Source organism: Rhizobium sp. BK275, from assembly GCF_014193555.1.
GTDB lineage: Bacteria > Pseudomonadota > Alphaproteobacteria > Rhizobiales > Rhizobiaceae > Rhizobium.
In genome coordinates this window covers 308,006-321,963 of sequence record NZ_JACHZL010000004.1, presented here as the reverse complement: position 1 = coordinate 321,963, position 13,958 = coordinate 308,006, and the positions used below count along the sequence as shown (strand labels likewise).

Annotated in this window: 14 protein-coding genes; 10 read left to right on the top strand and 4 right to left on the bottom strand. The window is 60.3% G+C overall.

What is annotated here, in order from left to right:
* Positions 1-149 precede the first annotated feature (149 nt).
* Positions 150-3,563 (top strand): response regulator, encoded by a 3,414-nt coding sequence (locus FHT82_RS15025; RefSeq protein WP_183731933.1) that lies wholly within the window; start codon positions 150-152, stop codon positions 3,561-3,563.
* Here the strand turns inward: FHT82_RS15025 and mnmD are convergent.
* Complete coding sequence (gene mnmD, locus FHT82_RS15020) at positions 3,557-4,279, bottom strand: tRNA (5-methylaminomethyl-2-thiouridine)(34)-methyltransferase MnmD (RefSeq protein WP_183731930.1); 723 nt, start codon at positions 4,277-4,279, stop codon at positions 3,557-3,559. The two genes, FHT82_RS15025 and mnmD, sit on opposite strands and share 7 nt — an antisense overlap.
* Between mnmD and FHT82_RS15015 the strand changes: the two genes are divergently transcribed.
* From FHT82_RS15015 to FHT82_RS14975, 9 genes are all read left to right on the top strand, one after another.
* Positions 4,278-5,456: an FAD-binding oxidoreductase gene (locus FHT82_RS15015; protein ID WP_183731927.1), complete on the top strand. Its 1,179-nt coding sequence runs from the start codon at positions 4,278-4,280 to the stop codon at positions 5,454-5,456. The genes mnmD and FHT82_RS15015 overlap by 2 nt on opposite strands.
* A gap of 115 nt (positions 5,457-5,571) precedes the next feature.
* Positions 5,572-6,279, top strand: coding sequence for a DUF1045 domain-containing protein (locus tag FHT82_RS15010; protein ID WP_183731924.1), 708 nt, complete (start codon positions 5,572-5,574; stop codon positions 6,277-6,279).
* A 98-nt stretch (positions 6,280-6,377) separates the two neighbouring features.
* Positions 6,378-7,301 carry an allantoinase PuuE gene (gene puuE / locus FHT82_RS15005; RefSeq protein WP_183731921.1) on the top strand — a complete coding sequence of 308 codons (924 nt, stop codon included), beginning with the start codon at positions 6,378-6,380 and terminating at the stop codon, positions 7,299-7,301.
* Entirely contained in the window at positions 7,301-7,798 is a 498-nt protein-coding gene (gene uraD, locus FHT82_RS15000) for a 2-oxo-4-hydroxy-4-carboxy-5-ureidoimidazoline decarboxylase (protein WP_183731918.1), read from the top strand. Before puuE ends, uraD begins: the two co-directional genes overlap by 1 nt.
* A gap of 118 nt (positions 7,799-7,916) precedes the next feature.
* Entirely contained in the window at positions 7,917-8,210 is a 294-nt protein-coding gene (locus tag FHT82_RS14995; protein WP_183731915.1) for a nucleotidyltransferase family protein, read from the top strand.
* Positions 8,207-8,569: a HepT-like ribonuclease domain-containing protein gene (locus tag FHT82_RS14990; protein ID WP_183731912.1), complete on the top strand. Its 363-nt coding sequence runs from the start codon at positions 8,207-8,209 to the stop codon at positions 8,567-8,569. The genes FHT82_RS14995 and FHT82_RS14990 overlap by 4 nt, the downstream gene beginning before the upstream one ends.
* Positions 8,570-8,574: 5 nt before the next feature.
* Positions 8,575-9,075: an ureidoglycolate lyase gene (locus tag FHT82_RS14985; RefSeq protein WP_183731909.1), complete on the top strand. Its 501-nt coding sequence runs from the start codon at positions 8,575-8,577 to the stop codon at positions 9,073-9,075.
* A complete protein-coding gene (gene uraH, locus FHT82_RS14980; RefSeq protein WP_183731906.1) occupies positions 9,072-9,428 on the top strand; it encodes a hydroxyisourate hydrolase in 357 nt (118 codons plus the stop codon). Before FHT82_RS14985 ends, uraH begins: the two co-directional genes overlap by 4 nt.
* A 1-nt stretch (position 9,429) precedes the next feature.
* Positions 9,430-10,179 (top strand): metallophosphoesterase family protein, encoded by a 750-nt coding sequence (locus FHT82_RS14975; RefSeq protein ID WP_183731903.1) that lies wholly within the window; start codon positions 9,430-9,432, stop codon positions 10,177-10,179.
* 2 nt (positions 10,180-10,181) lie between these two features.
* Here the strand turns inward: FHT82_RS14975 and FHT82_RS14970 are convergent, their stop codons facing one another.
* The 3 genes from FHT82_RS14970 to FHT82_RS14960 form a co-directional block, all read right to left on the bottom strand.
* Positions 10,182-11,315 carry an alpha-hydroxy acid oxidase gene (locus tag FHT82_RS14970; protein ID WP_183731900.1) on the bottom strand — a complete coding sequence of 378 codons (1,134 nt, stop codon included), beginning with the start codon at positions 11,313-11,315 and terminating at the stop codon, positions 10,182-10,184.
* A gap of 85 nt (positions 11,316-11,400) precedes the next feature.
* Positions 11,401-12,723: a guanine deaminase gene (gene guaD, locus FHT82_RS14965; protein WP_183731898.1), complete on the bottom strand. Its 1,323-nt coding sequence runs from the start codon at positions 12,721-12,723 to the stop codon at positions 11,401-11,403.
* The gene (locus tag FHT82_RS14960; protein WP_183731895.1) at positions 12,720-13,958 is read right to left on the bottom strand and encodes a urate hydroxylase PuuD; all 1,239 of its coding nucleotides are present in this window, start codon (positions 13,956-13,958) and stop codon (positions 12,720-12,722) included. Before FHT82_RS14960 ends, guaD begins: the two co-directional genes overlap by 4 nt.

Genomic DNA, 13,958 nt, shown 5'->3' with positions numbered 1-13,958 from the left:
CAAGCCTTTGTTGTCACCGTGACCCACCACCTTCATGAGCCGGCTCGGGATCTTTGCCTTGCGGAATTTTATGGTTAACAGCTTGTTAAAGGCCTTGGTGTTATAGTTGTTCTAAGAGATATTTCATTCATTGCGGGAGTGAAGATTTTTTGATTTCTACCGGGGAACTCTTGGAACTGGCCTGCCGCCGGATCGCTGATCTGGATACCCCGGCCTATGTCAAAAACAGCGAACTCCGCTATGTCGCCGTCAACGAGGCCTATGCCCGCTTTTTCGGCCGCGAAATCTCCGATTTCATCGGGCGGCGCAGCCGTGAACTTTTCGACCGGCCGGAAGAAGCAGAACGTGAGGACCGCGAGCGCCGTGCGCTGGTTTTCGGCACGGAAGAGAGTGCCATTTCCTTCGATGCCGCCGGGCTCAGCCATGAACGGGTGCTGATCGAGAGCTTTTCTACCTCTGAGGACCGGGCCTATGTGCTCGGCATCTTCGATGCGCGCGAAACGCGGCGTGCCATTCCCGACGTTGTGGATACGATCTCCGCCGATCTCGGCCTTATCCGCGAGGCGCTGGAAAATCTCGATCATCCGGTCGGTATCTTCGCCGAGGACGGCCGTCCGCTGATCGTCAATGCCGCCTATCGCGGGGGCAGCAGGTATGCGCCAGATGGCAGCAAGTCTGCGCCAGACGGCGGCAAATCCGCGCCGGCAGGCGAGACCGCCTGGCATGAGAGCGTGCGGGAGCGTGACCTGCTGCGTACCATCATGGAGGACCTTCCGGTTGCCGCCTTCGTGCGCGACGAGGATCACCGGCTGGTCTACGCCAATCAGTATTACGAGACCTTCACCGGCCACGCTCGATCCAAAGCACTGGGGATGACCGAGCACGAGATGTTCGGGCAGGAGGCAGGCGAGGCGATCTACCGGGAAAACCTGCTGGCGCTGAAAAACGGCGTGCTGACCGAGGTCGAGAGCACCCTGCCGAATACCGACGGCGAAATCTTTCAGGTAATCTCCCGCGTCAACCGGGTCGTGACGCCTGATGGCAAGCGCTATGTCGTCGGTTCCTTCTCCGACATCACGCCGCTGAAAGCGCGCGAAAAGGAATTGATCGAGGCGCGTGAGCAGGAAGAACTGCTGCATCAGGAAATCGAGAGCATTCTGCGTTCGCTGCCGGTCGGCGTGCTGATCCTCGATAACGATCACACCATTCTCTACGTCAATGACGAGTTCTACAGCATCTGGGAACTGCCGCTCGACGATCGCTTCGATGGGCGGCCGTTCATCGATGTCATCAAGCGCAATTACGAGCTCGGCCGTTACGGTGAGACGCAAACGCCGGAAGAGATCTACGCATTTCGTAAGGGGCTTTTCGAGGCAAGCAATCCGGAGCCGATCGAGCTCGACTGGGCTGCCGGCAAATCGGTCATCTTCGATTCCAGGCGCATTTCCAGCAACCGCATCCTGCTGACCTATTCCGATATTTCCGCCGTACGTGCGCGCGAGCAGGAAATCCACGAGGCGCGCGCGGCGCTGGAAAGCCTCGGCGAGATGATGCGCGATGCGACACATGCCATGTCGCAGGGACTTGCGATCGTCCAGGACGGCGTGATCAAGCTTTCCAATGACGGGCTTGCCGACGTGCTGTGCATTCCGGCGGAGCTGACTGAGGCGGGCCGGGGCTGGATCGATCTCTTCCAGTTCTGCGCCAATCGCGGTGATTTCCACGACAAGGCGGTCGAAACGCTGGAGGAGTGGCGGGCCAATATCGCGGCGCGCCGGCCAATCTCCACCGTCTTCCATGTCGGCGGTGAGCGCTGGGTGAACATGGAAGCCACTATCAGCGAGCGCCAGCACTGGGTGGCGCTGTTTACCGATGTGACCGAACTCAAGCAACGCGAGGAGGAGTTGAAGCAGCTTCTGTCGCGTGCGGAGGCCGCCGACCGCGCCAAGTCCGAATTCCTCGCCAATATGAGCCATGAGATCCGCACGCCGATGAACGGGGTGCTCGGCATGGCGGAACTGCTCGCCAAGACCAATCTCGATACCCGCCAGAAGACCTTCGTCGACATCATCGTCAAGTCGGGCAATGCGCTGCTGACGATCATCAACGACATCCTCGATTTCTCGAAGATCGATGCCGGCCAGATGAAACTGCGCAAATCTGCTTTTGATCTGGTGGAGGCTGTCGAGGATGTCGCGACGCTGCTGTCTTCGCCTGCGGCGGAGAAGAATATCGAACTGCTGGTTCGAGCCGCTCCCGATCTGCCGGCGGCCGTCATCGGCGATGCGGGGCGCTTCCGCCAGATCGTGACCAATCTCGTCGGCAATGCGGTGAAATTCACCGAGCGCGGGCACGTCTTCGTGGATATCGGTTTCGAGCCGTCTGCAGGCGGTGAGGTCATGATCAACCTGCGCATCGAGGATACCGGCATCGGCATTCCGACCGAGAAGGTGGAATCGGTCTTCGACAAGTTCTCACAGGTCGATTCCTCATCGACCCGGCGTCATGAAGGCACGGGCCTGGGCCTCGCGATAACGGCCGGCCTCGTCGATCTCTTCGGCGGCTATATCAATGTCGAAAGCGAATGGGGCAAGGGCTCGATCTTCACCGTCAAGCTGCCCTTCGCCATTGCCGCCGCCCGCGTCGAGCCGAGGCCTCTGCCGATCAACGTGCAGGGGGCGCGCATCCTGGTTGTCGACGATAACGAGGTCAATCGCCGTATCCTGACCGAACAACTGAGCCTCTGGGGCTTCGACGGCGTTGCCGCAGAAGGTGGCGCCACCGGCTTTGCCATTCTGGAGGCTGCTGCCGATCTCGGCATCAAGGTCGATGCCGTCGTGCTCGACTATCATATGCCTGACATGAACGGCGCCGAGGTCGCGCGCCGTCTGCGCGCCGACAGCCGCTTCGTGGATTTGCCGATCATCTTCCTGACCTCGATGGATATTTCCGGCACGGAGAAAGAATTCGCGGCGCTGAACGGCCACGCGCATCTGATGAAGCCGGCACGCGCCAATGTGATGCGCAATACGGTGGTCGAGGTCGTACGGGCAAGCCGCGTCAAACAGGCTTCCGAGACCGAGATCATGCGGCTGCAGAAGGAAGTGGAGGCCGCACCACCGCCGGCGCCGACACCTGCTCCGAAGAAGCGGGCGGACGAATTCGTCGATGTCCTCGTGGCCGAAGACAACGAAGTCAACCAGATCGTCTTCACGCAGATCCTGCAGGGAACCGGGCTTTCCTTCCTCGTCGTCAACAACGGGGAGGAGGCTGTGGAAGCCTGGGAGCAGCATACGCCGCGCCTCATCATGATGGACGTTTCCATGCCCGTCATGAACGGCCATCAGGCGACGAAACTGATCCGCCAGAAGGAGCAGGGCCAAGGGCGTCGCGTGCCTGTTATCGGTGTGACGGCACATGCGCTGGAAAGCGACCGGGAACTCTGCCTCGATGCGGGCATGGACGATTACATGTCCAAGCCGATCAGTCCGGAACTTCTGGAAGACAAGATCCGCCAGTGGCTCGGCCGTGGCGAATTGCAGCCGGGCCGCTCCGGCTATTGAGGCTTGACGCCGCAGAGCATTTCCCGCTTGCCGGCAAAGCCCTTGCGCCGCTCGACAACGAAGCCGGCGCCCGCCAGATTGCGGCGCACGAAGCCTGCCGCGGCATAGGTCGCGAAGCTTCCGCCGGGAGCGGTCCTGTCACAGACGAGGCGCATGAGTTCTTCCGACCACATGTCGCCGTTGCGCGATGGGGCGAAGCCATCGAGATACCAGGCATCGAAACCGGGAGCAGCTTCAGCCACACTGCCGAGCGCGCGGCCGCAAACGACGCTGAGCCTCGTCTGGTCGTCGAGATCGAGCGAGACGATACCTTCGGGTGTGTCAGGCCATGCGGTCGCCAGCGCCTGCCGTTCGGTGTCGATTTCGGGCCAGTGCGCCAATGCACGATCGATTTCGTCACGGCGCATCGGATAGAGTTCGAAGGACATGAAATGCAAATGCCGGCCGGGCTGGCGGTAGAGCTTCCATTGTCGCCAGGTCTCTGAAAAATTCAGGCCGGTGCCGAAGCCGAGTTCGCCGATGAGGAAGGTCGAGCGGCCATTCCACCGTTCGGGCAGGCCGTTTCCGGCGAGGAAGACGTGGCCGCATTCCAGTCGCCCGTCGGTCTGGCAATAAAAATGGTCGCCAAAGGCGGTCGAATAAGGCATATCGCCGTCGCGCCATTCGAGGGGCTGCGGCTTGCCCGCGCCGATCTGATCGGGATTGATGTCTGTCATGAAAAAAGCCGATAGTCCCGCCCCGGCCTCGGGTCAATCATCGATCGATCTCCTCATTGTCGGCGGCGGCATTATGGGCCTGTGGGCAGCCGTCCATGCCGAGCGTCGCGGCATAGAAACGCTGCTTGTCGATGCCGGCAATCTCGGCAGCGGGGCAAGCGGGGGGCTGCTCGGCGCTCTGATGCCGCATATGCCGGACCGCTGGTCGGAAAAAAAGCAGTTTCAGTTCGATGCGCTTGTGTCGCTGGAGGCGGAGATCGCGGCCATCGAGGCGGCGACCGGGCTTTCGGCCGGTTACCGGCGCTCCGGCCGGCTCATTCCGCTGCCGAAGCCGCATCTGCGCAAGATCGCGCTCGGCCATTCCGCCGATGCTGAGGTTCACTGGAGAGCGGGCGACCGGCGTTTCCATTGGCATGGGCTGGACAGGCCGCCAGGCGAGGGCTGGATCGATCCGGCGGCCGGTGAAAGTGGTTTCGTGCATGACACGCTTGCCGCCCGCGTTGCTCCTCGTTTGCTCACCGCCGCCTTGGCCGCCTTTCTGCGAAAGGCACGGTATGTGAGGGTGCTGGAGAATACGGAGGTAACAGAGCTCGATCCGGCACGCGGAATGGCCTTGATCGAAGGCGGCGCCATCGTTTTCGGGCGCTGCATCCTTGCCGCGGGCTATCGATCCTTTCCCCTCCTGGAGAAGCTGACATCGGGGCTGAAGAAACCACTCGGGCAAGCTGTGAAAGGGCAGGCGGCGCTGCTTGCTGCCGATATCGATCCTGGCCTGCCGACCGTCTTTCGGGACGGGCTTTATGTGGTCGCGCATGAGGGTGGGCATGTGGCAGTCGGCAGCACGAGCGAGAACAACTTTGCCGATCCCTTTTCTACAGATGAGCAGCTCGAAGCGCTGATCGAGGCAGCCCGCGACATGGTTCCCGCGCTGCGCGCTGCGCCTGTCATCGAGCGTTGGGCCGGATTGCGCCCCAAGGCGATCGACCGCGATCCCATGGTTGGCGCGCATCCTGCGAATCGCAACCTCATTGCCCTGACCGGTGGTTTCAAGGTCAGCTTCGGGCTGGCGCACCGGCTGGCGGAGGCGGCAATATGCATCGCAAGCGATACACCTACGGATTTTTTATTGCCGGAAAGCTTTGGAATTTCAAACCACATCGCGGTCTCTTCACGTTAAACGTGAATTAGAAGCTTCTCTGCTTCGTTATTCTGTCATGCAAATCACCTATCTGCTTTCGCATCGAGAGGGCGGACCCTAATCCGCGCTCATTTCATCAGATGGAGGAAATCGCATGCGCTATGCCATTTGCTTCACGCCATCAGCGAGCGATCCGCTCTCGCATGTGGCGGCCAATTGGCTTGGCCGCAACGTATTTTCAGGCGATATGGTCGAGCCGCCGGCAATCCGCGGCCTCGGTATCCATGAGATCGCCTTTCATACGGCAGTGCCGCGTCGCTACGGGTTCCACGGCGTGCTGAAGGCCCCTTTCCACCTCTCGTCAGAGGTTTCCGAATCGCAACTGCTGCGCGACCTCATGCGGTTTTGCGGAACGCTTTCGCCCTTCCAGATTCCGCGTCTGGAGGTTGCTCGCCTCGGGACCTTCTACAGTTTGTCACCGATCCGGCCCTGCGATCAGGTTCACTACGTGGCTTCGGCGATCGTTCAGGAGTTCGATCGTTTCCGTGCGCCGCTCTCCGAGGCGGATATCGAGCGCAGCGATCCTGACGGACTTTCGGCCGCGCAATTCGCGAACCTGCATCGCTGGGGCAACCCTTATGTGATGGACGAATTCCGCTTCCATATGCCGGTCACGGGTCCAGTCAACGCCGTCGACATGCCGCGCATCGAGCAAGCGCTGCGGTCGATCTTCGATCCGGTGCTCGCCGATCCGGTGACGGTCTCGAATGTCGCGCTGATGATCGAGGAAGGTGCCGGCGGTCCGTTCCGGGTGCACTCGCTGCATCCGATGGGCAAGGTGAGCGCCCGCAAGATCGCCTGAGGCGCCGCCTCGGGCAAAAGGCCAGTTACGCACTTTTACGCCTCGACATTCCGCTCACGGATGCTACCGTTTCACCTGTCTTTTCAAAAGGTGATTTGATGGTATCCGAGACCTATGCGCGCAATCTCATCGGTTACGGGCGCAAGACGCCCGATCCGAAATGGCCAGGCGAGGCGCGCGTCGCAGTGCAGTTCGTCATCAATTACGAAGAGGGTGGCGAGAGCTCCATCCTCGACGGCGATCCGGCTTCGGAAAACCTGTTGTCGGAAATCGTCGGCGCGCAGCCCTGGCCGAACCAGCGCAATCTCAACATGGAGTCGATCTATGAATACGGCTCCCGTGCCGGCTTTTGGCGGCTCTGGCGTCTTTTCACCGACCTCAAGGTGCAGGCGACCGTCTACGGCGTGACGCTTGCCATGGCCCGCAACCCGGAAGCGGTCGCCGCCATGAAGGAAGCCGGCTGGGAGATTGCCAGCCACGGCTATCGCTGGCTGGAATACAAGGATTTTCCGGAAGATCTGGAGCGCAAGCACATTCTGGAAGCGGTGCGGCTGCACACCGAACTGACGGGCGAGCGGCCTTACGGGATGTATCAGGGCAAGCCGTCGGACAATACGCTGCGGCTGGTTCAGGAGGAGGGCGGGTTCCTTTATTCGTCGGATTCTTATGCCGACGATCTTCCCTATTGGGTGAAGGGCATCGATGAAAATCCCTTCCTCATCATCCCCTATACGCTCGAAACCAACGACATGCGCTTTGCCACGCCGCAGGGCTTCAATTCCGGCGACCAGTTCTTCACCTACCTCAAGGATGCGTTCGACACGCTTTATGAGGAAGGCAAGGAAGGCAGCCCGAAGATGATGTCCGTCGGCCTGCATTGCCGTCTCGTCGGCCGGCCCGGACGCGTGGCGGCGCTCAAGCGCTTCATGGAATATGTGCTGAAGCACGACAAGGTGTGGATCCCACGCCGTATCGAAATTGCGAAGCACTGGCATGCGAACCACAAGCCGGGAACGATCTGATGATCTCGCGCAGTGAGTTTGTGTCCCGCTTCGGCGGTGTCTTCGAGCATTCGCCCTTCATTGCAGAACGGGCCTATGACGATGGCTTTGTCGGCGACAAGCTGACCGTGGACCGCGTGCACACGGAGCTCGTCGCTATTTTTCGTGCCGCGAGCGAGGAGGAGCGTCTCGGTGTGCTTCGCGCCCATCCCGATCTTGCCGGGCGGCTGGCGATATCCGGTCAACTGACGGAAGACAGCAAGAAGGAGCAGGCCGGTGCCGGTCTCGACCGGTTGAGCCCTGAAGAGCACGCGCGTTTCACCGAACTCAACTCCGCCTATACGCAGAAATTCGGCTTTCCCTTCATCATCGCCGTGAAGGGGCTGAACAAGGACGATATCCTTGCCGCTTTCGAAAAGCGGATTGACAATACCAGCGACGAGGAATTCGCGACTGCTGCAGCTGAGGTCGAAAAGATCGCGCTGCTGCGCCTGACATCCATGCTTCCGGAGACCTGATGACCGATACGCCTGATATCAGCCTGCCAGCTTTCGCCACCGGTGCCACGTGAAGGCTTGAGTTCTTTCCTCTTTCAAGCGCGTCACTTATATTTGCGGCATCAGGAGTGATACGGCGATGAGACCGTCGGAAGTGTTGGAAAAGAACAGGCAGGCGATCCGCGAAGCGACCAAACGCTTCAATGCAGCAAACCCGCGTGTCTTCGGCTCCGTCGCCCGTGGCGAGGATCGGCCGGACAGCGATCTGGACATTCTGGTCGATGCGCTGCCCGGCAGCACATTGCTGACGCTTGGTGGTTTGCAGGATGCTTTGGAGCAGATGATGCTTGGCACGTCGATCCACCTTCTGACCCCCGGCGATTTTCCCGAATCGATCCGCACCCGGGTTCTTTCCGAGGCCAAGCCCATATGAGCGAGAGTCGTATCCCGTATCTTCTCGAGCGGATGCGATCGGCCGCGGCCGAGGCCCACGCAATGATCGCTGATGTCGGCAAGCAGCGGTTTATCGAGGATATCGTCTTGCAGCGCGCTGTCGGAATGAGTCTCCTGATGGCGTCGGAGACCGCTGCTCAATTGATGAAGATCCATCCCGAATTCGCCGTAGAACACCCCGAATTTCCCTGGGGCGCGATGCGCGGCATGCGCAACCGCATCGCGCATGGCTATTTCGACATTGATTTGGAGAAGGTCTGGGCCACAGCCAAAGACGATGTGCCTGATCTGCTCGACAGGCTTGATCTTGTCCGCAACTGGCGTGCGCAAGGCGAATAGGTCCAATGTCCCAATATCTCGAAATACAGAATCTCACGCGATCCGCCTTCGCGCCCTTCGGCGACGTGATCGAAGCCGATCCCGCAACAATGCGCTATATCAACGGCGGCAATACCGAGCGTTTCCATGCGCTTGCAGCGCCCGAAGCTGAAGGCGAGGGCGCTCGTATCATCATCAATCTCTTTCGCGGCCAGCCGCGTGCTTTTCCCTATGAGATCGGCATGATGGAGCGGCATCCTTTCGGCAGCCAGAGCTTCTCGCCGATCTCGGGCCGCCCTTTCCTCGTCATCGTTTCGGAAGATGAAGGCGGTCGCCCGGCGCGGCCGCAGGCCTTTCTCGCGCGCGGCGATCAGGGCGTGAATTACCGGCGCAATGTCTGGCATCATCCGCTGATGGCGCTTGGAGAGCCGAGCGATTTTCTCGTTGTCGACCGTGACGGGCCGGGCAACAATCTGGAAGAATTCTTCTTCGACGACCCCTTCATCATCAAAGAGCCAGGCCTATGACCGGACTGACTACCCATGTTCTCGATACTGCGCTGGGCAAGCCGGCACAGGGACTGCGGATCGATCTCTTTCACATCGAGGGTGAGCTTCGCCATCATATCAAGACCGTCGAGACCAATGCCGATGGCCGCGTCGATGGCGGGCCGATCCTGATCGGCGAGAGCTTTCGCGCCGGTACCTACGAACTGCTTTTTCACGCCGGAGATTATCTCAGGGCAAACGGGACGCCTCTGCCGCATCCGGCTTTCCTCGACCTCGTGCCGATCCGCTTCGGCATTGCCGATACGGCGGCGCATTATCATGTGCCGCTGCTGATCTCGCCCTATGGCTATTCCACCTATCGCGGGAGCTGACATGCGCTTTGCCGCGATAGCCGATATCCATGGCAACTCTCCGGCACTGGACGCCGTGCTGGCTGACATCGCTGCTCAAGGGATTACAGATATCGTTAATCTCGGCGATTGTTTCAGCGGTCCGCTGGAGGCGGGACGGGTGGCGGACCGGCTGCTATCGCTCTCCATTCCGACCGTGCGCGGCAATCACGACCGCTATCTGATCGAAGGACCGCCGGAGGAGATGCATATATCGGATGCCGCCGCCTATGCACAGCTTGGTGCAGCTCATTTCGATTGGCTGCGGTCGCTGCCGGTCGACCTGATCTACCGGGATGAGATCTATCTCTGCCATGCAACGCCTCATGACGATAACCTCTACTGGCTGGATATGGCTGTTGCCGACGGCAGCGTGGTGCTCAGGCCGCAGGCGGAGATCGAAGCGCTGGCGGAAGGTATCGAAAGCCCGTTGATCCTGTGTGGCCACACGCATATTCCCCGTATGGCAGCACTTTCCGGCGGCCGTCTTATCGTCAATCCCGGCAGTGTCGGCGGCCCGGCCTATGACGATGACAAACCCTATCTGCACAAGGTCGAAACCGGCCACGCAATGGCGAGTTATGCGGTGCTGGAAAAATCGGCCAGCGGATGGACGGCGCAATTCCGCAATATCCGATACGACAACATGGCCATGTCGGTCTTGGCAGCAGCCAATGGCCGCCCGGAATGGGCATCCGCGCTCGCGACAGGCCGGATGCCGCAATCTTACTGACATCAGGCAATAATCGAGGAGTCCACATCCTTGATATCGCGTTTGCCGCAGAGCGCCATAGTGACGTCCATCTCCTTGCGGATGATTTCGAGCGCCAGCGTGACGCCCTCCTTGCCCATGGCGCCGAGGCCGTAGAGGAAGGGGCGGCCGATATAGGTGCCGCGGGCGCCGAGCGCCACAGCCTTCAGCACATCCTGGCCGGAGCGGATGCCGCCATCCAGATGCACCTCCATGCGGTCGGCGACGGCGTCGACGATATCAGGCAACATGCTGATCGAGGAGGAGGCGCCATCGAGCTGACGGCCACCGTGGTTGGAGACGATAATTGCGTCGGCCCCGGTATCGACGGCCTGCTTTGCATCCTCGACGTCAAGGATACCCTTGATGATCAACGGGCCGCCCCACCGTTCCTTGACCCAGGCAACGTCCTTCCAGGAAAGCTGCGGGTCGAACTGCTCGTGCGTGAATGTCGAAATCGACGAGAGGTCCGTGACTCCCTTGGCGTGGCCCAGGATGTTGCCGAAGCTGCGGCGCTTCGTCTTCATCATGTCCATGCACCAGAAGGGGCGCGTCGCCATCTGCCAGATATGTTTCGGCGTGAATTTCGGCGGGGCGGACAGGCCGTTGCGCAGATCCTTGTGACGCTGGGCCAAGACCTGCAGGTCGGCGGTCAGCACCAGCGCGGAGCATTTGGCGGCCTTGGCGCGATTGATGAGGTTCATCACGAAGTCTCTGTCGCGCATGACATAGAGTTGGAACCAGAACGGCTTCGTCGTGACCGAAGCGACATCCTCGATCGAGCAGATGCTCATGGTCGAGAGCGTGAAGGGCACGCCGAATTCTTCCGCCGCGCGGGCTGCGAGCATTTCGCCATCGGCGTGTTGCATGCCGGTCATACCGGTGGGCGCCAGCGCCACCGGCATCGACACCGTCTGGCCGATCATCGTCGTCTCGAGCGTGCGGTCGGTCATATCGACCAGCACGCGCTGGCGCAGCTTGATGTCGCTAAAATCGGCTTCGTTCGCGGCGTAGGTCGATTCCGTCCAGGCACCGGAATCCGCATAATCGAAGAACATCTTCGGCACGCGGCGCTGAGCCATTTTCTTGAGATCGGCAATGGTAAGCGGTCTGGCCATGAAGCGAACCTTCAGATCTGAACGGTTCGCTCATGTACCACGCTTTTTCGGCGCTTTGCTATTTGATTCCAAGGCAGTTTTTGCCTTAGCCGGCGGCTTCGGAAAGCTGGCCTTTCACCGCCACGCCGGCCACATAGGTTTCGGTCACCGAGCGGTCGTCGCCCATGGTCTGCAGCAGGAAAAGCTCCTCCGGCAATGTCTTTACCACTTCCATTTTCAAGGCCATGGCTGGCGTTGCAGCGGCGTTGAGAACGACGAGGTCGGCATCCGTACCTGGTTCCAAAGTGCCGATCCTGTCAGCCAGCGACAGCGCCTCGGCATTGCCGAGCGTCATGTAGTAATAGCTGTCCAGCGGGTTCAGTCGTTCGCCGAGAAGCTGCTGGATTTTGTAGGCCTCATCCATGGTCCGCAGCATGGAATAGCTTGAGCCGCCGCCGATATCCGTGGCGACGCCGATGCGAACGGGCTTTTCGCGGCGGACCAATGCCTTCAGCGGAAAGAGGCCGGAGCCGAGGAAGAGGTTGGAGGTCGGGCAATGGACGGCGACTGCACCGCTTTCGCTCATGGCATCTGCTTCACGATCCGAAAGATGGATGGCGTGGCCGAAGAGGCTCTTCGGTCCGAGCAGGCCATAGCGGGCGTAGATATCGGTGTAGTCGGTCGCTTCCGGATAGAGCGCGCAGGTGAATTTGATCTCGTCGTGGTTTTCCGAGAGGTGCGTCTGGATGTGAAGATCGGGGAATTCACGGGCGAGCGCTGCCGTCGCCTCCATCTGCGCCGGTGTCGAGGTGATGGCAAAGCGCGGCGTGATGGCGACGTGGTTGCGGCCCTTGCCGTGCCAATCGGCAATCACCTGCCGGGTTTCGTCGTAACCCATCTCAGGTGTGTCGAGCAGGCCCTGCGGCGCGTTGCGGTCCATCATCACCTTGCCGCCGATCATGCGCATGTTGCGGCGCATGGCTTCTGTGAAATAGGCGTCGGCCGAGGTCTTGTGAACGGAGCAATAAGCGACGGCCGTCGTGGTGCCGTGGCGGATCAGCTCGTCGTAGAAATGCGTGGCGATCTTTTGCGCATGGTCGCTCTCGACGAAGCGGCATTCCTCCGGAAAGGTATAGGTGTTCAGCCATTCCAAGAGGTTTGCGGCATAGGAGGCGATCACCTGCATCTGCGGGAAATGCAGATGCATGTCGATGAGGCCCGGCATGATGAGATGCGGGCGATGATCGATCTCGTTGATGTCGGCTGGGGCCTTCGCCCTCACGTCGGCATAGGCGCCGACAGCGGCGATGATGCCATCCTCGATCAAGAGGCCGCCGTCCGTTTCGTAAAGATAGCTTTCGCTGTCTGCGAGGCTTAGGGGCGCACGGCGGAAGGAGAGCAGGCGCCCGCGCAGAAGTGTTGTGGTCATTCTTGTTTGCCTTCGACTGCGCTTTCGAACCAGGCGACGAGCAGCTTGCGCTCGTCGGGCGTAATGTCGGTTACGTTGCCCGGCGGCATGGCATGGCTTCGTCCGGCCTGTATATAGATTTCGCGCGCATGGGCGGCAATTTCCGCGTCATTTTCCAGAATCACACCGTTTGGTGGCCGGGCGATACCTTCATAGACCGGTTCTGCCGCATGACACATGGAACAGCGCGTGCCGATCAACTGCTTTACCGCAGGAAAATGCGGATCGCCGGCAAATTGCTGGAAGGCTGGAGCGACGGATACGGTCTGATCCTCGCGGGTCAGCAGCTTGGGCACGGTCGACAGCCACATGATGAGGATGAAGAGCACGACCGTGACGATCCAGGTCCAGGTCGGCCGGCCCTTGCGGGCATGCGTGGTGTTGAACCAGTGGCGGATCGTGACGCCCATCAGGAAGACGAGAGCCGCGATCACCCAGTTGAAGGCAGTGCCGAAAGCCAGCGGATAGTGGTTCGACAGCATGAAGAAGATGACGGGCAGCGTCAGGTAGTTGTTATGCAGCGAGCGCTGCTTGGCCATGTAGCCATATTTGGCATCGGGAGTGCGGCCCGCAATCAGGTCGGCGACGACAATCTTCTGGTTGGGAATGATGATCATGAAGACGTTGGCTGACATGATCGTCGCCGTGAATGCGCCAAGATGCAGGAAGGCGGCGCGGCCGGTGAAGACCTGCGTATAGCCCCAGGCCATGAAGACCAGCACGACGTAGAGAACCGCCATCAGGCCCCAGGTGTTCTTGCCGAGCGGCGACTTACAGAGCAGATCGTAGATGATCCAGCCGAAGCCAAGTGATGCGAGCGAGATCAGGATCGCTACCGGCTTCGAAATATCGAGCACGTGGCGATCGATGAGGAAGAGATCGGCTCCACCGTAATAGACGATGCAGAGCATCAGGAAACCGGAGAGCCAAGTGAAATAGCTCTCATATTTGAACCAGGTCAGGTGTTCCGGCATCTCGGCTGGCGCCACCAGATATTTCTGGATGTGGTAGAAGCCGCCGCCATGGACCTGCCATTCCTCGCCGTGAACACCGGCGGGCAGATGCGGGCGCTTCACCAGGCCGAGGTCGAGCGCAATGAAATAAAAGGACGATCCAATCCAGGCGATCGCTGTGACGACATGGAACCAGCGCGCCGCAAAGGCCAGCCACTCCCAGGCTATTGCATATTCATACAT